The 18,327-nt window shown below is 72.2% G+C and carries 16 protein-coding genes; 11 read left to right on the top strand and 5 right to left on the bottom strand.

Going from position 1 to position 18,327, the window contains the following annotated elements:
• Positions 1 to 9 precede the first annotated feature (9 nt).
• The gene (locus tag CSC68_RS02675; RefSeq protein ID WP_162201952.1) at positions 10 to 150 is read left to right on the top strand and encodes a hypothetical protein; all 141 of its coding nucleotides are present in this window, start codon (positions 10 to 12) and stop codon (positions 148 to 150) included.
• Positions 151 to 236: 86 nt separating this feature from the next.
• Here CSC68_RS02675 and CSC68_RS02670 read toward each other — a convergent pair whose 3' ends face one another.
• Positions 237 to 617, bottom strand: a complete 381-nt coding sequence (locus CSC68_RS02670; RefSeq protein WP_162201951.1) for a DUF4124 domain-containing protein — start codon at positions 615 to 617, stop codon at positions 237 to 239.
• 104 nt (positions 618 to 721) lie between these two features.
• Here CSC68_RS02670 and pssA point away from each other — a divergent pair, with 104 nt between their 5' ends.
• The 3 genes from pssA to rimI are packed head-to-tail and all read left to right on the top strand — an operon-like array spanning position 722 to position 2,468.
• The gene (gene pssA, locus CSC68_RS02665; protein ID WP_162201950.1) at positions 722 to 1,498 is read left to right on the top strand and encodes a CDP-diacylglycerol--serine O-phosphatidyltransferase; all 777 of its coding nucleotides are present in this window, start codon (positions 722 to 724) and stop codon (positions 1,496 to 1,498) included.
• 2 nt (positions 1,499 to 1,500) lie between these two features.
• Positions 1,501 to 1,962 carry a hypothetical protein gene (locus CSC68_RS02660; RefSeq protein WP_162201949.1) on the top strand — a complete coding sequence of 154 codons (462 nt, stop codon included), beginning with the start codon at positions 1,501 to 1,503 and terminating at the stop codon, positions 1,960 to 1,962.
• A 50-nt stretch (positions 1,963 to 2,012) separates the two neighbouring features.
• A complete protein-coding gene (gene rimI / locus CSC68_RS02655) occupies positions 2,013 to 2,468 on the top strand; it encodes a ribosomal protein S18-alanine N-acetyltransferase (RefSeq protein WP_162202046.1) in 456 nt (151 codons plus the stop codon).
• Positions 2,469 to 2,662: 194 nt separating this feature from the next.
• On the opposite strand, the gene CSC68_RS02650 is transcribed toward rimI, so the two are convergent.
• From CSC68_RS02650 to CSC68_RS02640, 3 genes are all read right to left on the bottom strand, one after another.
• Positions 2,663 to 5,485, bottom strand: a complete 2,823-nt coding sequence (locus CSC68_RS02650) for a valine--tRNA ligase (protein ID WP_162201948.1) — start codon at positions 5,483 to 5,485, stop codon at positions 2,663 to 2,665.
• 128 nt (positions 5,486 to 5,613) lie between these two features.
• Entirely contained in the window at positions 5,614 to 6,036 is a 423-nt protein-coding gene (locus CSC68_RS02645; protein ID WP_162201947.1) for a DNA polymerase III subunit chi, read from the bottom strand.
• A 10-nt stretch (positions 6,037 to 6,046) separates the two neighbouring features.
• Positions 6,047 to 7,531 carry a leucyl aminopeptidase gene (locus CSC68_RS02640; RefSeq protein WP_162201946.1) on the bottom strand — a complete coding sequence of 495 codons (1,485 nt, stop codon included), beginning with the start codon at positions 7,529 to 7,531 and terminating at the stop codon, positions 6,047 to 6,049.
• 119 nt (positions 7,532 to 7,650) lie between these two features.
• Here CSC68_RS02640 and lptF point away from each other — a divergent pair, with 119 nt between their 5' ends.
• Positions 7,651 to 8,733 (top strand): LPS export ABC transporter permease LptF, encoded by a 1,083-nt coding sequence (lptF, locus tag CSC68_RS02635; protein ID WP_162201945.1) that lies wholly within the window; start codon positions 7,651 to 7,653, stop codon positions 8,731 to 8,733.
• Positions 8,730 to 9,830, top strand: a complete 1,101-nt coding sequence (gene lptG, locus CSC68_RS02630) for an LPS export ABC transporter permease LptG (protein ID WP_162201944.1) — start codon at positions 8,730 to 8,732, stop codon at positions 9,828 to 9,830. The genes lptF and lptG overlap by 4 nt, the downstream gene beginning before the upstream one ends.
• 4 nt (positions 9,831 to 9,834) lie before the next feature.
• Here lptG and CSC68_RS02625 read toward each other — a convergent pair whose 3' ends face one another.
• A complete protein-coding gene (locus tag CSC68_RS02625) occupies positions 9,835 to 10,323 on the bottom strand; it encodes an RDD family protein (RefSeq protein ID WP_162201943.1) in 489 nt (162 codons plus the stop codon).
• A gap of 129 nt (positions 10,324 to 10,452) precedes the next feature.
• Here CSC68_RS02625 and xerD point away from each other — a divergent pair, with 129 nt between their 5' ends.
• The 5 genes from xerD (at position 10,453) to CSC68_RS02600 (ending at position 18,316) form a co-directional block, all read left to right on the top strand.
• The gene (gene xerD, locus CSC68_RS02620) at positions 10,453 to 11,388 is read left to right on the top strand and encodes a site-specific tyrosine recombinase XerD (RefSeq protein WP_162202045.1); all 936 of its coding nucleotides are present in this window, start codon (positions 10,453 to 10,455) and stop codon (positions 11,386 to 11,388) included.
• A 268-nt stretch (positions 11,389 to 11,656) separates the two neighbouring features.
• Positions 11,657 to 12,478 carry a thioredoxin fold domain-containing protein gene (locus CSC68_RS02615; RefSeq protein WP_162201942.1) on the top strand — a complete coding sequence of 274 codons (822 nt, stop codon included), beginning with the start codon at positions 11,657 to 11,659 and terminating at the stop codon, positions 12,476 to 12,478.
• Positions 12,479 to 12,626: 148 nt separating this feature from the next.
• The gene (purL, locus tag CSC68_RS02610) at positions 12,627 to 16,505 is read left to right on the top strand and encodes a phosphoribosylformylglycinamidine synthase (RefSeq protein ID WP_162201941.1); all 3,879 of its coding nucleotides are present in this window, start codon (positions 12,627 to 12,629) and stop codon (positions 16,503 to 16,505) included.
• A gap of 120 nt (positions 16,506 to 16,625) precedes the next feature.
• On the top strand, positions 16,626 to 17,474 hold the full coding sequence (locus CSC68_RS02605) for a glycosyltransferase (RefSeq protein ID WP_162201940.1): 849 nt from the start codon (positions 16,626 to 16,628) through the stop codon (positions 17,472 to 17,474).
• A complete protein-coding gene (locus CSC68_RS02600) occupies positions 17,471 to 18,316 on the top strand; it encodes a glycosyltransferase family 2 protein (protein ID WP_162201939.1) in 846 nt (281 codons plus the stop codon). Before CSC68_RS02605 ends, CSC68_RS02600 begins: the two co-directional genes overlap by 4 nt.
• The last annotated feature ends 11 nt before the right edge of the window (positions 18,317 to 18,327 follow it).

Raw genomic sequence — 18,327 nt, 5'->3', positions numbered from 1 at the left:
GGGGGAGCGGTGGAAAGGAAACCGTATTTTTCAGGGAAGGGCGGGGACGATTATCTGGCGCGGCACATCGGCTACACCCGGCTCGGCCCGCTGCTGATCCTGGCCCTGGCCGGCCTGTACCACCCTGCCGCCTGGCCGGGCCTGGCCTGATCCCGGTCGCTGGCGGCAAAAAAATCCCCCGCCAGGGGCGGGGGACCGGTCATGCAGCGCCGCCAGGCGCGGGCGGCGCGGGCGGCTCAGGCTGCCGGGCAGTTGGCCTTGACCGCCGCCTCGGCCACGCCACGGTGCGACTGGCGCTCCTCGTCCGACAGGGTGCGGTCCGGCTTGCCGTCGCCATCGGTGTCCACCTGCACCGGGCGGGCGTCCTCGAAGGCCGACAGGCTGCGGCGCGCGCTGGCGCAGGCCGCGCTCTCCGCGGCCGGCTCGTCCCCGGGGATTTCCGCCGCGTACTGGCCGTCGACCCGGCGGACCTCGTAGGGCTGGCCTGCCGGCGGCTTGTCCGAGGAGTGGGTGACGCCGTTGGCATCCTTCCACTTGTAGACGTTGGCGGCCAGGGCGCCGCCGCTGGCCAGGGTGGCGGCCATGAACAGCAGGCAGGTGCGGGTCGACAGGCGCATCGGGAAGGCTCCATACGGTCGTGAAGGCCCCGATTGCAGCATCCGGAGGGGCAGAGGGCAAGCGACCTGTTCGCAGCCGGCCGGTCGCCCCGTACACTGGCGTCATGGATCTCGACCGCCCACCGCCGCGTTCCCGCGGCATCTACCTGCTGCCCAACCTGTTCACGACCTGCGGCCTGTTCGCGGGTTTCTACGCCATCATTGCGGCGGCCAACAGCCAGTTCACCGCGGCGGCCATCGCCGTGTTCGTGGCGGCGATCGCCGACGGCATCGATGGCCGGGTGGCGCGCCTGACCGGTACCAGCAGCGCCTTCGGCGTCCAATACGACTCGCTGGCCGACCTGGTCAGCTTCGGCCTGGCCCCGGCGCTGGTGATGTACCACTGGTCGCTGTCCTCGCTGAAGTTCGACGGCGGCATCGCCGGCCGCGTCGGCTGGGCCATCGCCTTCCTCTACGCGGCCTGCGCGGCGCTGCGCCTGGCCCGTTTCAACACCCAGGTCGGCGTGGTCGACAAGCGCTTCTTCATCGGCCTGGCCAGCCCGGCCGCGGCCGGGCTGATGATGTCCTTCGTCTGGGCCTTCGCCGATGGCGAGCTGGGCTGGAGCGGCGAGGAGCTGCGCTACGTGGCCCTGGGCGTGACCCTGTGCGCGGCCCTGCTGATGGTCAGCCAGATCCGCTACTGGAGTTTCAAGGGCAGCGGCGAGGGCGGAATGCGTGCCGACCGGGTGCCCTTCGCGGTGCTGCTGGTGGTGCCGGTGGTGATCGCGATACTGGTGATCGACCTGCCGCGCGCGCTGCTGGCGGTGGGCGTCCTGTATGCACTGTCCGGGCCGCTCATGTGGGCCTGGCTGCGCTTGCGGCCGTCGCAGGAGGCGGCCTGACCATGCAGGCCACGGTCGGCAGTCCCTGGAGTCCGCGCCAGCGCTACTGGCTGCAGGCGCTGGGCTGCAGCGTGCTGCGGGTGGCCGGGGCCGAAGAGGAACTGGCCGCGCCGGCCCCGGGCGCGGACGAAGTCGCGCAGGCGGCCCCGCCGCAGGTGCGCCAGGTCGCGCCGGCCGACCGCGATATCGCTCCGCCGCGCCGGCGTGCCCCGGTCGCATCCGAACCCGCGGCGGGGGGCGCGACCCCGGCGCCCACGGTTGCGGGGCGTCACGGCGCCATGCGCCGGCCCGCGGGCCTGCCGGACCGGCTGGAGCTGGCGGTGCTGCGTGCCTCGGGCCTGGCTCCGACCGATCCGCGCGTGCAGGCCCTGCTGGCCGAGTGGCCCGGCGAGCGGCTGCGTGCCGATCCGGCCGCCAAGCGCCAGCTGTGGCCACTGCTGCGCGCGCTGCGGAGGCCGGCGTGAGCATCGCCGCCTACCGCGAGACCGCGCGGCCGCACTGGCGGCTGCGGGCCATGCGCGAGGGCGACCTGGACGCGGTGATGGCGATCGAGAAGCGGGCCTATCCGTTCCCGTGGAGCCGCGGCATCTTCCGTGACTGCCTGCTGGCCGGTTACCCGGCCCTGCTGGCGCTGCAGGACGACCAGCCGGCCGGCTACGGGGTGATGAGCATCGCCGCCGACGAGGCGCACGTGCTGAACCTGTGCACCGCGCCGGAGCGACAGTCGCGCGGCCTCGGGCGTTACCTGCTGCGGGCCCTGCTGAAGACGGCGCGCGACCGCGGCGCGCACCGGGTATTCCTCGAGGTGCGCCCGTCGAATCCGCCTGCCATCGCTCTGTACCTGAGCGAGGGCTTCAACGAGATCGGCCGCCGTCCGCGTTACTACCCCGCGTACAGCGGCCGCGAAGACGCGCTGGTGATGGCGATGGAGCTGGTCTCCGGCGACATCGACCGGATGCCGCCGCTCTGACTGCGCGGCGCCCGTTCCTGTCTCCCCGCCCTGCGGAGGCCGCGTAACCCCGGCAAGCGCAGCGCATCCGGGAGACATCACGCCAACGGGATGTGGCACGGGCATGCCGTGGCACGCAAGCATGCCGCCCCGCGCGGGGGCAGGTTCCCGGGGCCGGGAAGCAAACGGGGCGGCCACTGGTCGCCCCGCTGTCCTCAAAGCCGCGCGCGCTGCTCGGTGAGCGCGGCGAGCTTGGTGGTCCAGTCGGCCAGGCGCTGGCGCTCCTGCTCGACCACCGCCGGCGGCACCTTGTCGCTGAACTTCGCCAGCTTGGCCTCGCTCTTTTCCTTCTCGCTGGCGATGCGCGCGATTTCCTTGTCCAGGCGGGCGCGCTCGGCGTCGAGGTCGACCAGGCCCTCCAGCGGCACCAGCAGCTTCAGCTCGCCGACCACGGCCGCGGCCGAGGCGGGGGGGGCGGCGCCGTCCAGCCACTGGACCGATTCCAGGCGCAGCAGGAAGCGCAGCTGCGACTCGAAGCGGGCCACGCGCGCGCGGTCGGCATCGACGCCGTCGGCCAGCAGCAGGCGCACCGGCTTGCCCGGCGACACGCCCAGCTCGCTGCGCACGCGGCGCAGGCCGGAGACCATGGCCTTGAGCCATTCGATGTCGGCCTCGGCGGCGGCGTAGTCCTGCCCGGCGAAGTCGGCCTCGGCCGGGTAGGGGCGCAGCGAGACGGTGGTCTCGGTGATGCCCAGGCGCGGGGCGACCTGGCGCCACAGCTCCTCGGTCACGAACGGCACCAGCGGGTGCAGCAGGCGCAGCAGCGACTCCAGCACGTACAGCAGGGTGTGGCGGGTGCTGGCTGCGGCGGCGGCGTCATCGCCGCCGAGCGCCGGCTTGGCCAGCTCGACGAACCAGTCGCAGAACTCGTTCCAGGCGAACTCGTACAGCGCCTGCGCCAGCAGGTCGAAGCGGTAGGCGGCGAACTGCGCGCGGGCCTCGGCGGTGACCGCGGCCAGGCGCGACAGGATCCACTTCTCGGCATCGGTCACCGGCTGCGGCGCGCCGTCGAAGCTGGCGCCGTCGGTGTTCATCAGCACGAAGCGGGTGGCGTTCCACAGCTTGTTGCAGAAGTTCTTGTAACCCTCGGCGCGGCCAAGGTCGAACTTGATGTCGCGGCCGTGGCCGGCCAGCGCGGCGATGGTGAAGCGCAGCGCGTCGGCGCCGTGGGCGGCGATGCCCTCGGGGAATTCCTTGCGCGTGGCCTTCTCGATCTTCTCCGCCAGCTTGGGCTGCATCAGGCCGCGGGTGCGCTTGGCGACCAGGTCCTCCAGCGAGATGCCGTCGATGATGTCCAGCGGGTCCAGGACGTTGCCCTTGGACTTGGACATCTTCTGGCCCTGGGCGTCGCGGATCAGGCCGGTGATGTAGACGTCGCGGAACGGCACCTTCCCGGTGAAGTGGTCGGTGGCCATGATCATGCGCGCCACCCAGAAGAAGATGATGTCGAAGCCGGTGACCAGTACCGACGACGGCAGGTAACGGTCGAAGCCGCGCTCGGCCATCGCCTGTTCGTTGGGCCAGCCCATGGTCGAGAACGGCCACAGCTGCGAGGAGAACCAGGTCTCCAGCACGTCGCTGTCCTGGGTCAGGGCCACGTCGGCGCCCAGGCCGTTCTTCTCGCGGACTTCGGCCTCGCTGCGGCCGACGTAGCACTTGCCTTGGGCGTCGAACCAGGCCGGGATGCGGTGGCCCCACCAAAGCTGGCGGCTGATGCACCAGTCCTGGATGTTCTCCATCCAGTGGCGGTAGGTGTTGATCCAGTTCGGCGGGACGAACTTCACCTTGCCGGACTCGACCAGCTCCAGGCCGCGCCTGGCCAGCGCGTCCATCTTCACGAACCACTGGTCGGTGAGGTACGGCTCGATGACCTGGCCGGTGCGGTCGCCGCGCGGCACCTGCAGCTTGTGCGGCCTGGTCTCGACCAGCAGGCCCAGGTCCTCGAGGTCGGCCAGCACGGCCTTGCGCGCGTCGTAGCGGTCCAGGCCGCGGTACTTCTCCGGCGCGTTGTCGTTGATCGCTGCCTCGGGCGTGAACAGGTTGATCAGCGGCAGCCCATGGCGCTGGCCGACCTGGTAGTCGTTGAAGTCGTGCGCCGGGGTGACCTTGACCACGCCGGTGCCGAAGGCGCGGTCGACGTAGTCGTCGCCGATCACCGGGATGCGGCGGCCGGTCAGCGGCAGCACCACTTCCTTGCCGATCAGGCCGGGGTAGCGCGCGTCCTCCGGGTGGATCATCACCGCGGTGTCGCCGAGCATGGTTTCCGGGCGGGTGGTCGCCACCACCAGGTAGTCGCGGACCTCGCGCAGGACCTCGTTGCCGTCGGCATCGACCTCGACATGCTCGTAGCTCGCGCCATCGGCCAGCGGGTAGCGGATCGACCAGAGGAAGCCGTCCTCCTCGACGTTCTCCACCTCCAGGTCGGAGATCGCGGTCTTCAGCACCGGGTCCCAGTTGACCAGGCGCTGGCCGCGGTAGATCAGGCCTTCCTCGTGCCAGCGCACGAAGGCCTCGATCACCGCCGCCGAAGGCTGCGGGTCCATGGTGAAGGTGCTGCGCGACCAGTCGCCGGAGGCGCCCAGGCGGCGCATCTGCCGCTCGATGGTGTCACCGGAGCTGGCCTTCCACTCCCAGACCTTGGCGATGAAGCCCTCGCGGCCCAGCGAGTCGCGGGTCTCGCCCTTGCCTTCCAGCGCCAGGTTGCGGCTGACCACCATCTCCGTGGCGATGCCGGCATGGTCGGTGCCCACCTGCCACAGCACGTCGTAGCCGTCCATGCGGTGGAAGCGCACCAGCGCATCCATCAGCGTGTGCTGGAAGGCGTGGCCCATGTGCAGGGTGCCGGTGACGTTCGGCGGCGGCAGCAGGATCGAATAGGGCTTGCCCTCGCCGCGCGGCGCGAAGCAGCCGCTGGCTTCCCATTCGGCATAAAGCCGCGATTCGAAGGTCTTGGGTTCGTAGCCGGAGGGAAGAGTCATAAGAGCGGTGATTCGGGATTCGTGATTCGGGATTGGAAAGAGCAGTGCTTCGTCGGACCGGGATGGGTGGCAGGCGGTTTGCCGTCGCCTTTTCGAATCACCAATCACGAATCCCGAATCACGGCCCCTCACATGTCATGTTTGTTCAGGTCGTAACCCAGGGCCTGGTACTGGCGCCAGCGCTCGCGCAGCGGGCCGCGGGCCGCGGGGTCGGCGGGCACCACTTCCAGCACCCGCTCGCAGGCCGCGGTCCACGCCGCATCGCGCAGGTTGATCACCAGCGGCCGCGGCGGCGCCTCCACCTCCGGCGGGACGACCAGGACGGGGGTCAGCTCGTCCTCGTCGTCGCCGGCGATCTGGTGCGGGATGTAGGCGTCGGGCTCGAACGACCACAGCAGGTCGTCCAGTTCCTCGGCCTGGGCCGCGTCGCGCGCCAGCACCAGGGTGAACTGGCCGGTGGCGTAGGCGCGCTTGGCCAGTTCGCAGACCAGCAGCAGCGGCTGTTCGGCGAACCGGGGCCTGGCGATCAGGTAGAAGTCGGCGCGGGGCATGGGTGGCCGCTTACGCGGCGTTCCCTTCGGCGACGCGATCCAGCAGCCACTGGCTCAGCAGGCCGACCGGGCGGCCGGTGGCCATGCCGCGCTTGCCCTCGTCGCTGGCCGAGCCGGCGATGTCCAGGTGCGCCCAGCGCTGGCCCTCGGCGAAGCGCGACAGGAAGCAGCCGGCGGTGATCGCGCCGCCCCAGCGGCCGCCGATGTTGTAGACGTCGGCGAAGCTCGACTCCAGCAGGGTCTGGTACTCGTCCCACAGCGGCAGGCGCCAGGCGCGGTCGAACACGTGCTCGCCGGCGGCCAGCAGCTCGTTGGCCAGGTCGTCGTGCTTGCTCATCAGGCCGGTGGCGAACTTGCCCAGGGCGACCATGCAGGCGCCGGTGAGGGTGGCCACGTCGACCAGCGCGGCCGGCTCGAAGCGCTGCGCGTAGGTCAGGGCGTCGCACAGGATCAGGCGGCCCTCGGCGTCGGTGTTGCCGACCTCGATGGTCTTGCCGGACATGGAGGTGATCACGTCGGACGGACGGTAGCTGTTGCCGTCGATCGCGTTCTCCACCGCCGGGGCGATCACCACCAGGTTCAGCGGCAGCTTCATCCTCACCGCGGCGACGAAGGTGCCCATGACGCTGCCGGCGCCGAGCATGTCGTACTTCATCTCCTCGATGCCGCCCTGGGTCTTCAGGTTGACGCCGCCGGTGTCGAAGGTGATGCCCTTGCCGACCAGCACGTACGGCCTGGCATTGCCGCCGCCGTTCCACTTCAGCACGACCAGCTTCGGGCGGTTGGCCGAGCCGCGGGCCACGGCAAGCAGCGAGCCCATGCCCAGCGCTTCCATCTGCTGCTCGTCCAGGATCTCCGCCTCGGCGCCCTCATGGGCGGCGGCGAACGCCTGGGCCTGCTCGGCCAGGTAGGCCGGGTTGCAGATGTTCGGCGGCAGGTTGCCCAGTTCGCGGGTGAAGGCCACGCCGGCGGCGATCGCCTCGCCCTGGGCCAGGGCGGCGGCATCGTCGCCGCTGACGGCCAGCTCGCGCAGGCCCGGCTCGTCCTTCTTCTTGCCCAGGGTGGCGGTGTAGCGGTAGGCGGCATGGTCGGCGGCGACCACCGCCTGGCGCACGTTCCAGGCCTGGTCGCGGCCGGGGACGGCGACCTCCGACAGGGTGAACAGGGCGCGCCCGACCGGGCCGGTCTTCAGGGCGCGGACGGCGTCGGCGGCGGCCTTCAGGTACTGCGGTACGCCGAACTTGGCGGCCTCGCCCAGGCCCAGCACGAGCACGCGCGGGGCGTTCACGCCGGGCAGGTCGTGCAGCACCAGGCTGCTGCCGGTGCGGCCGCTGAGGTCGCCGCGCTCCAGCAGGGCGCGCAGGCGGCCGCCGCTGGCCTCGTCGATCGCCTGGCCCGCGGGCGTGAGCGTCTTGTCGGCAAAGGCGCCGATGACGACGCAGTCAAGGGCGGCCGCCGGGGCGGCCTCGCGGTTCAGGGTGAATTGCAGGGCCATTGATCAGATTCCGGGAGCAGGTACGTACAATCGCGGATCGCCCCTCGATCTTGGGCCGGGAGATCCGGCCGGCGGGGGCCGCGAAGCGAACCCGGGCTTTTATAGGACTGGCCCCGCCGATGCCGAAGCTTGACCGATACCTGCTGCGCGATTTCGTCCAGAGTTTCCTGGCGACCCTGATCGTGCTGCTCACGGTGAGCCTGGGCGGGGTGCTGGTGGACGTGCTCGGGAAGATCGCCGACGGCGGCCTGCCCGCGCGCCTGCTGCTGTCCCAGCTGGGGCTGCAGCTGCTGGTCTACCTCCCCCTGGTGCTGCCCCTGGCCCTGATGCTGGGCCTGATGCTGGCCGTGGCCCGGCTGTACCGGGACTCGGAGATGGCCGTACTCAACGCCGTCGGCGTGGGCCCGCGGCGCCTGCTGCGGCCCCTGCTCATGGCGGTGCTGCCGGTGGTGGCCATGGTCGGGCTGTGCTCGCTGTGGCTGGGGCCCTGGGCCCAGCGCACCGCGGCGCGGATGATCGAGCAGGCCAACCGCAGCCTGATCGTGGCCGGGCTGGAGCCGGGCCGGTTCACCTCGCTGTCCAATGGCGGCATCGTGTACATCGACGGCATGAGCGAGGACGGCCGCACCCTGCAGGGCGTGTTCCTGCAGCGCGAGCGGGAAGGGCGGATCGACGTGGTCACCGCCCGGACCGGCAGCCTGGAGTTCGGCGGGGAAAACGACCGGTACCTGCGGCTGGCAGACGGCCACCGGCTGGAAGGGCCGCTGGACGGGGGCCTGGATTTCCGCCTGATGCGCTATGCGGTCAACGAGGTGGCGCTGCCCGATGGCGCCGATGAGCGCGCCAAGGACGACCCGGTGATCGCGCCCACCCTGTCCCTGTTCGGCGATGGCCGGCCGGCGGCGATCGCCGAGCTGCACGGCCGCCTCGCGCCGCCGCTGCTGGCCCTGGGCTTTGCACTGCTGACCGTGCCGCTGGCCCGCAGCTCGCCGCGCCAGCAGCGCTATGGCCGGCTGATGCTCGGCTTCCTGGCCTACCTGGTCGGGCTCAACCTGATGTTCATCGGCGTCCGGATGCTGGCCGAAGGCCGCCTGCCGGCGCCGGTCGGCCTGTGGTGGCTGACCCTGCCGCTGCTGGCCCTGGCCCTGTGGCTGTACCTGCGCGACGGGCGGCTGCCGCGTCCGCGGAGGGTGGCGGCATGAGGTCCCTGGTGCGCCTGCACGACCTCTATATCGGCCGGGTGGTCCTGGCCTCGGTGCTGCTGACCTGGGCGGTGCTGGTCGGGCTGGACGTGGTCCTGGCCCTGTCCGGCCAGCTCGGCGACCTCGGCAAGGGCAGCTACGACTTCCCGACCGCGCTGGCGGTGGTCGCCTACTCGGTGCCGCGCCGCGCCTATTCGATCTTCCCGTACGCGGCGGTGATCGGCTCCCTGCTGGGCCTCGGCCAGCTGGCCGGCACCTCGGAGCTGACCGCGCTGCGCGCGCTGGGGCTTTCGCGGCGGCGCCTGTCGATCTCCGTGGCCGCGGCCCTGGTCCTGCTGACCGGGCTGATGGTGCTGACCGGCGAGACCCTGGCGCCCTGGGGCCAGCGCCAGGCCGACCAGCTGAAGCTGGCGGCCAAGAACAACAACGTGGCCATGGCCCGCTACTCCGGCCTGTGGGCGCGCGAGGGCGATACCTTCCTCAACGCGGTCGACGGCCAGGAACGGGTGGTCGGCGGGCAGCGCGTACTGCAGCTGCGCGACGTGCGCCTGTACCAGGTCGGCGGGGACGGGCGCGTGCTGTCGCTGACCCGCGCCGGCATGGCGGTGCACGACGCGGCCGGCTGGCACCTGCGCGAGGGGCGCCGGGGGGCGTTCGCAGGGGATGCCGCGACCGAGGGAACCACCGACGGGCTGCAGTGGGATTCGGGGCTGGATGCCAACGCCCTGGCGGCCGGCGTGACCCGCCCGCGCAACCTCTCGGCGGCCGACCTGCACGCGAGCATCGAGTATCGCCGGCGCAACGGCCTGGACGCGCGCGATTACGAGGACACCTACTGGAGCCGCTGGTTCTACCCGCTGAACGTGCTGGCGTTGTGCCTGGCGGCGGTGCCGTTCGCCTTTGGCAGCCTGCGCAGCGGCGGCATGGGCAAGCGCCTGTTCCTGGGCATCGTCTTCGCCCTGGGCTTCATGCTGCTGCAGATGCAGTTCGGCCGGCTGGCCGGCGCGTTCCGCTTCGACTACCGCATCGCCTATGCGCTGCCGCCGGTGCTGATGCTGGCGACCTCGTGGTTCCTGTTCCGGCGCAAGTCCGGCTGAAGGCTCATTTCCCCCGCTTTGGCAGCCGCTCCAGGCGGGTAGCGCTGGCGCGGTCATGCCAGGCCAGGCGGTCGCGGTCGAACCAGGCCCACCAGAAGCCCAGTCCGCCGGACAGCAGCGACAGGGTGCCGACCGCGTAGCGCAGCCACAGCGCCCGCCACGACGGGACGCCGCCACCGGTCGCGCGGAGCCGTAGCCGCCAGGGCCGCATGCCCAGGGTCTGGCCGCCGCGGCGCCAGCTGATCGTTGCGTACAGCCCGGTCACCAGCCAGCAGGCGATCCACTCCGCCCAGGCCATCAGGCTGAAGGGCTCGATGTTGTGGCGGGTGTCGCCGCCGCTCATGGCCACGTCGGCCAGCACGAACGGGATCGCGGTGAGCATCCACAGCGCCACCACCGGCCACAGGTCGTAGAACAGCGACAGCAGGCGCCGGATGACCAGGGCGGAAGGGCGCGCGTCTGCGGCAGGCGAGGGCGTGGGGATGGATGACATGGCGCAAAGGATAGCGGTGGGGCGACGTATCCTGTGCGCGATGAGCTTCCGCTTCCCACGCCACCCAGCCGCCGGAGCCTTCCGGTGAGCGAAAAGCCGCGTACCCCGGCCGAGCGCCGCGAGCTGGCCATGTCCCTGCCGCCGCTGCGCGGGCAGGACGAACGCGCCATCGCCCGTTTCCTGGATGCGGCCTGGGCCGAGCGCGGCCTGGCCCGGGCCAGCCTGGAGGCCTACCGCCGCGACCTGGAGCTGCTGGCGCGTTGGCGCGACGGGGCTGGCGGCGGGCTGGAGGGCGCTGATCGCCAGGCGCTGTTCGGTTATCTGGCCTGGCGTGCGGCGCAGGGGTACGGGCCGCGCAGCAACGCCCGCCTGCGTGCCTGCCTGCGCGCCTTCTATGCCCACCTGGTGCTGTCGGGCGTGCGCCAGGACGACCCGGCCGCGCTGCTCGACCCGCCGCGGATGCCGAGGCCGCTGCCCAAGGCCATGTCCGAATCCCAGGTCGAGGCCCTGATGTCGGCGCCGGATGTCTCCACCCCCGAGGGGCTGCGCGACCGGGCCATGCTCGAGCTGATGTACGCGGCGGGGCTGCGCGTGAGCGAGCTGGTCAACCTGCCGGCCAACGCGGTGAACCTGCGCCAGGGCGTGGTCCGCGTGCGCGGCAAGGGCTCGAAGGAACGGCTGGTGCCGCTGGGCGAGGAATCGCAGCACTGGCTGGAGCGTTACCTGCGCGACTCCCGGCCTGCGCTCACCGGCGGGCGTCCCGTTCCGGCCGACGCCAGCGGCGAGGTACCGCTGTTCCTTGGCGCCAGCCGCAGCGCGCCGACACGCCAGGATTTCTGGCGTGCGATCAAGCGACATGCCGTCGTTGCGGGGATCGATCCGCGCTCGGTGACCCCGCACGGCCTGCGCCACAGTTTCGCCACCCACCTGCTCAACCACGGCGCCGACCTGCGCGCGCTGCAACTGCTGCTCGGCCACGCCAGCCTGTCCACCACCCAGATCTACACCCTGGTCGCGCGCGAGCACCTGCAGCGCCTGCACGCCAAACACCACCCGAGGGGGTGAGCCGCTTTTTCGGCATGCCGCAAAAGGGCGAACGCCCGGCCATGGATGGCCGGGCAGGGGCCTCCGGCGCCTGCGGTGCTCCGCCATGGATGGCGGGTGCCACATATCGAGCGCATCGATCGCGCACTGGCGCGCGGCTCGCCGATGCCTGGCCAGACGATTCGGGCCGGAGGTTCCGGGCCTCGCGATGTCGCGCCACGCGCCGGTGCGGGCCCGCTCATCGACCCTGTGCCAGAATCGTGGTTTCGCTCCCGCCAGGTTCCCTGCAATGTTCCGAGTCCCCGTATTCGCCCTGCTGTGCGCCCTCAGCCTCGGTGCCTGCGCCCAGCCGGCGCCCCCCGCCTCCGGGGCCAAGGACAGCGCGCCAGCAGGCAAACCCGCGTCGGCGAAGGCGCCCGCCGTGCCCTCCGGCAGCGCGGAGCGGGCGGTGCTGGCCGCGCTGGCCGAGGTGGTCCCGGAGGCGGCCCCGGATTACATCGGGCCGGCCCCGTTCGCCGGATTCCGCGAGGTGCTGCTCGACGGCCAGGTGCTGTACGTGTCCGACGATGGCCGCTACCTGGTGCAGTCCCAGCCGATCGACCTGCAGGCACGCGCCCCGGCCAGCAGCCCGGGCCTGAACGCCTTCCGCCGCGAGGCCCTGGCCCGGATCCCGAAGCAGGACCGCATCGTGTTCGCGCCGGCCAATCCGGTCCACACCATCACCGTGTTCACCGACGTCGAGTGCGGCTACTGCCGGCGCATGCACCAGCAGATCGCCGAGTACAACCGGCAGGGCATCGCGGTGGAGTACCTGGCCTTCCCGCGGATGGGCATGGCCAGCCAGGACGCCCGCGACATGGTCTCGGTGTGGTGCGCCAACGATCGCCGCCAGGCCCTGACCCAGGCCAAGTCCGGCGCGAAGGTCGCCAGCCGCGAGTGCACCAGCCCGGTGGCGATGCAGTACTCGATCGGCAAGCAGGTGGGCGTCACCGGCACGCCGGCGGTGTTCGCGCCCGACGGCACCCAGCTTGGCGGCTACGTGCCGCCGGCCAACCTGCGCGCCACCCTGGACCGCCTGGCCGGCAAGGGCCAGGCGGCGGGCAGCCGCTGAGCCACGCCCCGCGCGGTCGGTTGCCCGGTTCCGTGCCGGGCCCCGGCCGCCCGCCACGGGCCGGGCTGCCCCGCGGCGGCGCCGGCCGGGAAAGCCGACCGCCGCGTCCGGTACAATGGACGGCCTTTCCCAGCGACATCTCCCGGACATGATCGTCCTCGAGGGCGCGCCCGCCCTTTCGCCGTTCCGCCGGCAACGGCTCGAATCCCGCCTGCAGTCCCTCGTCCCCGGCCTTCGCATCGAAGGCGCCTGGCACGTCTATTTCGTCCAGCCGGGCGATGCCGTGCCGGATCCGGACGCGCTCAACCGCATCCTGCAGGCCGGCCCGGAGCCCGCAGCGCGTGCCGAAGGCGCGCTGTCGCGCTACGTGGTGCCGCGCCTGGGCACGCGTTCGCCGTGGTCGAGCAAGGCCACCGAGCTGCTGCAGGGCGCCGGGCAGCCCGTGGCCCGGGTCGAGCGCGGCCTGCGCCTGGACCTGGCCGGCTGGCCGGAGGACGCGGCCACCCGCGCCGCCGTGGGCAGGCTGCTGCACGATCCGATGACCCAGTCGCTGCTGGATTCGCGCGAAGCCGCCTCGGCGCTGTTCGCCGCCCCGGTCCGCCGCCCGCTGGAGCGCATCGCCCTGGCCGACCTGGAAGCGGCCAACCGCCGCCTGGGCCTGGCCCTGGCCGACGACGAGATCGAGTACCTGCGCGGCCGCTACGCCGAACTGGGCCGCGATCCGTCGGACGTCGAGCTGATGATGTTCGCGCAGGCCAATTCCGAGCACTGCCGGCACAAGATCTTCAACGCCAGCTGGACCATCGACGGCCAGGAGCAGGACCGCTCGCTGTTCCGGATGATCCGCAACACCCACCAGAAGGCGCCGCAGCACACGCTCAGTGCGTACAGCGACAACGCCGCGGTGATCGAAGGCCACATCGCCTCGCGCTACCGCCCGGATCCGGCCACCGGCGAATACCGGACCGAGCCGCCGGTGCCTTCGGCCTTCCAGATCAAGGTCGAGACCCACAACCATCCGACCGCGATCTCGCCGTTCCCGGGCGCATCCACCGGCGCCGGCGGCGAGATCCGCGACGAGGGCGCGACCGGCCGCGGCGGCAAGCCCAAGGCCGGCCTGACCGGTTTCAGCGTGTCCCACCTGCGCATCCCCACGCTGCCGCAGCCGTGGGAGGGCGAGCGCGCGCTCAACCCGCGCATGGCGCCGGCGCTGGAAATCATGCTCGACGGCCCGCTGGGCGGCGCCGCGTTCAACAACGAGTTCGGGCGGCCCAACCTGCTGGGTTATTTCCGCAGCTTCGAGCTGCCGGAAGGCGAGGGTCTCACCCGCGCCTACGACAAGCCGATCATGCTGGCCGGCGGCCTGGGCGCGATCGACCGCATCCAGGTCGAGAAGATCCCGCTCAAGCCCGGCGATGCGGTGATCGTGCTCGGCGGCCCGGCGATGCTGATCGGACTGGGCGGCGGCGCCGCCAGTTCGGTGGCCTCGGGCGAGAGCGCCGAGGACCTGGATTTCGCCAGCGTGCAGCGCGACAACCCCGAGATGGAGCGCCGTTGCCAGGAGGTCATCGACCGCTGCGTGGCGATGGGCGAACGCAACCCGATCCACTTCTTCCACGACGTCGGCGCCGGTGGCCTGTCCAATGCCATCCCCGAGCTGCTGCACGACTCGGGCGTGGGCGGCGTGATAGACCTGGCCAAGGTGCCGACCGACGATCCTTCGCTTTCACCGCTCGAGCTGTGGTGCAACGAGTCGCAGGAGCGCTACGTGCTGGGCGTGCCGGCCGAGCGCCTGCAGGAATTCGCCGAGATCTGCGCGCGCGAGCGCTGCCCGTTCGCCGCCGTGGGCGTGGCCACCGCCGAGGAGCGGCTGGTCGTGGCCTATGGCGCGACCCCGGGCAACATCCCGGCCGACGCGCCGATCGATCTGCCGATGGACGTGCTGTTCGGCAAGCCGCCGAAGATGCACCGCGACGCCATCCATCCGCCGGCGGCTCCGTGGCCGGCGCTGGGCACCGGCGCGCTGGACCTGCACCAGGCCGGCCTGCGCGTGCTGTCGCACCCGACCGTCGCCTCCAAGTCGTTCCTGGTGACGATCGGCGACCGCAGCGTCGGCGGGCTGACCGCCCGCGACCAGATGATCGGCCCGTGGCAGCTGCCGCTGGCCGACTGTGCCATCACCCTGGCCGACTACGAAGGCTTTGCCGGCGAGGCGATGGCCATCGGCGAGCGCACCCCGCTGGCCCTGCTGGATTCGGCCGCCGCCGCGCGCATGGCCGTGGGCGAGGCGCTCACCAACCTGTGCGCCGCGCCGGTCGAGGCGCTGGAGCAGGTGAAGCTGTCCGCCAACTGGATGGCCGCCTGCGGCCACCCGGGCGAGGACGCGCTGCTGTTCGACGCGGTCCACGCGGTCGGCATGGAGCTGTGCCCGGAGCTGGAGGTCAGCATCCCGGTGGGCAAGGATTCGCTGTCGATGCAGGCGCAGTGGCAGGCCGATGGCCAGCCGCAGAAGTCGGTGTCGCCGGTGTCGCTGGTGATTTCCGCGTTCGCGCCGGTGGCCGACGTGCGCGGCCAGCTGACCCCGCTGCTGGCGGAGGAGCCGGAAAGCGACCTGTGGCTGATCGGCCTGGGCGGCGGGCGCCAGCGCCTGGGCGGCTCGGTGCTGGCCCAGGTGCACGCCGAAGGACAGTTGCCCGCGTTCGGGGGCGAGGTGCCCGACCTCGACAGCCCGGAGCGCCTGCGCAATTTCTTCGCCCTCATCCGCGACGCGCGCGAGGCCGGGCTGCTGCTGGCGTACCACGACCGCAGCGACGGCGGCGCCTTCGCGGCACTGTGCGAGATGGCCTTCGCCTCGCGCCGCGGCCTGGAGATCGTGCTCGACGGCTGGGGCGATGATCCGTTCCGCACCCTGTTCAACGAGGAGCTGGGCGCGATCGTGCAGGTCGCCGACGAGGACCGGGCCGCGTTCGCCGACCTGGTCGAGCGCCATGCGCTGACCGAGTGCGCGCAGCGCATCGCCCGCCCGACCGGCAATCCGCGCGTCCGCGTCCGCCACTCCGGCGCGCTGCTGGCGCAGTGGGAGTGGGACGAGCTGTTCGATGCCTGGTGGTCGGTCACCCACGCCATGCAGAAGCTGCGCGACAACCCCGACAGCGCCGACGAGGAGCGCGCGGTGGCGCGCGACTTCGCCGCCCCGGGGCTGAAGCCGCAGCTGGCGTTCGACCCGGCCGAGGACGTGGCCGCGCCGTTCATCAACACCGGCGCCCGCCCGCGGGTGGCGATCCTGCGCGAGCAGGGGGTCAACAGCCACATCGAGATGGCGCGCGCGTTCGACCGTGCCGGGTTTGCGTCGGTCGACGTGCATATGAGCGACCTGGTCGCCGGCCGCATCGCCCTGGACGGTTTCAAGGGCCTGGCGGCGTGCGGCGGCTTCAGCTACGGCGACGTGCTGGGCGCCGGCCGTGGCTGGGCCACCTCGATCCTCGAGCGGCCGGAGCTGCGTGCCGCGTTCGCCGCGTTCTTCGGACGCGAGGACACGTTCTCGCTGGGCGTGTGCAACGGCTGCCAGATGATGAGCCAGCTCAAGGACATCATCCCCGGCGCCCGCCACTGGCCGAAGTTCCTGCGCAACCGCAGCGAGCAGTTCGAGGCCCGCACCTCGCTGCTGGAAGTGGTGGAGTCGCCGTCGGTGCTGCTGCGCGGGATGGCGGGTTCGCGCATCCCGGTGGCGGTCGCGCACGGCGAGGGCCGCGCCGAGTTCGACTCGGCGGTGGACCAGGCCGCCGCGCGCGTGGCGCTGCGCTACGTGGATGGCGACGGCAATGTCGCCACCACCTATCCGCTGAACCCCAACGGTTCGCCGGACGGCATCACCGGCCTGACCAGCGAGGACGGCCGCGCCACCATCCTGATGCCGCATCCGGAGCGGGTGGCGCGCACGGTCAACCTCAGCTGGCACCCGGCCGACTGGGGCGCCGACTCGCCGTGGATGCGGATGTTCCGCAACGCGCGGGTCTGGGTCGGCTGAGCCGGCCAATCCGGCCAATCCGGCCGATGCGACGGCGCCCTGCGGGGCGCCGTCGCGTATCCGGGCCCGGGGCGCGGCCCTGTTAAAGTTGCGCCGTTTCCAGAGGAGTCCCGTTCCGCCGTGAGCGACCTGCCCATCGTGCTGCTGCCGCTTGCCGCCGACGAGGACGCGCTGGACGCCTGCCTGGCCGCGCTCGACGCAGCCACCCCCGCGGGCACGCCGGTGTGGCTGGCCGACGATGCCCAGGCCGGTCCGCGCGGCATGGCCCTGGTCGAGCGCTGGCTGCAACGCACCCGCCTGCGTGCGGAGTACACCCGCCGCCCGCAGCCGGTGGGTCCGGTGGCCCACCTGCAGCAGATGCTGGCGGCCTGCGGCGACGCCGACGTGGTGGTGCTGTCGCCCGACGCCCAGCCGTTGCCTGGATGGCTGGCCCAGCTGGCCGCCTGCCTGGCGCGAGACGCTTCCATCGCCACCGCCACGCCATGGTGCAATGCCGGCGAGGGGGCCAGCTGGCCACGCATGGGGGAGGTCACGCCGTTGCCGGCCGAGCCGGCCCTGACCGGGCAGGCCTGCGCGGCGATGCCGCCGCGCCATCCGGAACTGCCCACCGCGGTCGACCACGCCGTGGCCCTGCGTGGTTCGGCGCGCCAGCGTGCCGGCGGCCTGGACACCGCCAGCTTCGGGTCCTGGTACGGCGCCCTGGCCGACCTGTCGTTGCGCCTGGCCGGGCTGGGCTGGCGCAATGCGCTGTGCGAAACCGCATTCGTCGCCCGCGGCGGCGAGGGTGGGGCGGCCGCCGGCGACCTCGACGTACTGGCTGCGCGCTGGCCGGCCTGGCAGGCGCGGCTGGCGGACTTCCTGATGCGCGACCCGCTGCGCGGCGCGCGCGCCGAACTGCAGGCGCTGCACGAGCGCCTGCGCGACAGCCGCCAGGACGACCTGTTCGACGCGGCCGGAGCCACTGCATGAGCATCCCAGCCGACATCGCCGCGGTGGTGGTCAGCTACCAGAGTGCCTCGACCCTCGATGCCTGCCTGCACCGCCTGCGCATTGCCGAGGGCGTGGGCCAGATCCGGGTGGTCGACAACGGCTCGGACGACGGCACCCTGGAGATCGCGCGCCAGCACGCGCTGGCCGATGCGCGGGTGCGCTTCATCGCCAATCCCGACAACCCCGGCTTCGCCGTGGCCTGCAACCAGGGCGCGCGCGACAGCGACGCGCCATGGATCGCCTTCGTCAATCCCGACCTGCAGGTCGAGCGCGACACCTTGCTGCGGCTGCGGGCCCATGCGCTCGAACACGGCGGGCCCTGCCTGCTGGGAGCCGACCTGTATGGCGAGGACGGCGTCCACGACGGCGCCGCGCGCCGGCGCGACCCCGATTTCGCCGCGATGCTGCGCAACCCGATGGCCGGGGCGCAACTCGAGGTCGCGGCCGACCAGGAGCGCGCGCTGCAGCCGGTGGCCGCGGTCTCCGGCGCGCTGATGCTGGTGCCGCGTGGCCTGTTCGAGCGCATCGGCGGCCTCGACGAGGGTTACCGCCTGCACGCCGAAGACCTGGACCTGTGCCGCCGCGCGCGCGAGGCCGGCGCCCTGGTGGCGGTGGCCAACGACGTGGCCGTGCTGCACGTGCGCGGCGTTTCCAGCCGTTCGCGCCCGCTGTTCGTGGAGTGGCACAAGCACCGCGGACTGTGGCGCTACTTCTCCCGTTTCGAGGCGCCCCGTCGCGGACCGCTGGTCCGTGCCGCGGTGTTCGCCGCGATCTGGGCCCATTTCCTGGCGCGGCTGCCGCGCATGTGGCCGCGTCGATGACGCTCCCTGAG

Origin of the sequence: Pseudoxanthomonas suwonensis (genome assembly GCF_010093235.1) — a bacterium.
Lineage (GTDB): Bacteria > Pseudomonadota > Gammaproteobacteria > Xanthomonadales > Xanthomonadaceae > Pseudoxanthomonas > Pseudoxanthomonas suwonensis.
The sequence above is the reverse complement of the archived record's forward strand: the minus strand, read 5'-3'. Positions and strand labels throughout refer to the sequence as shown.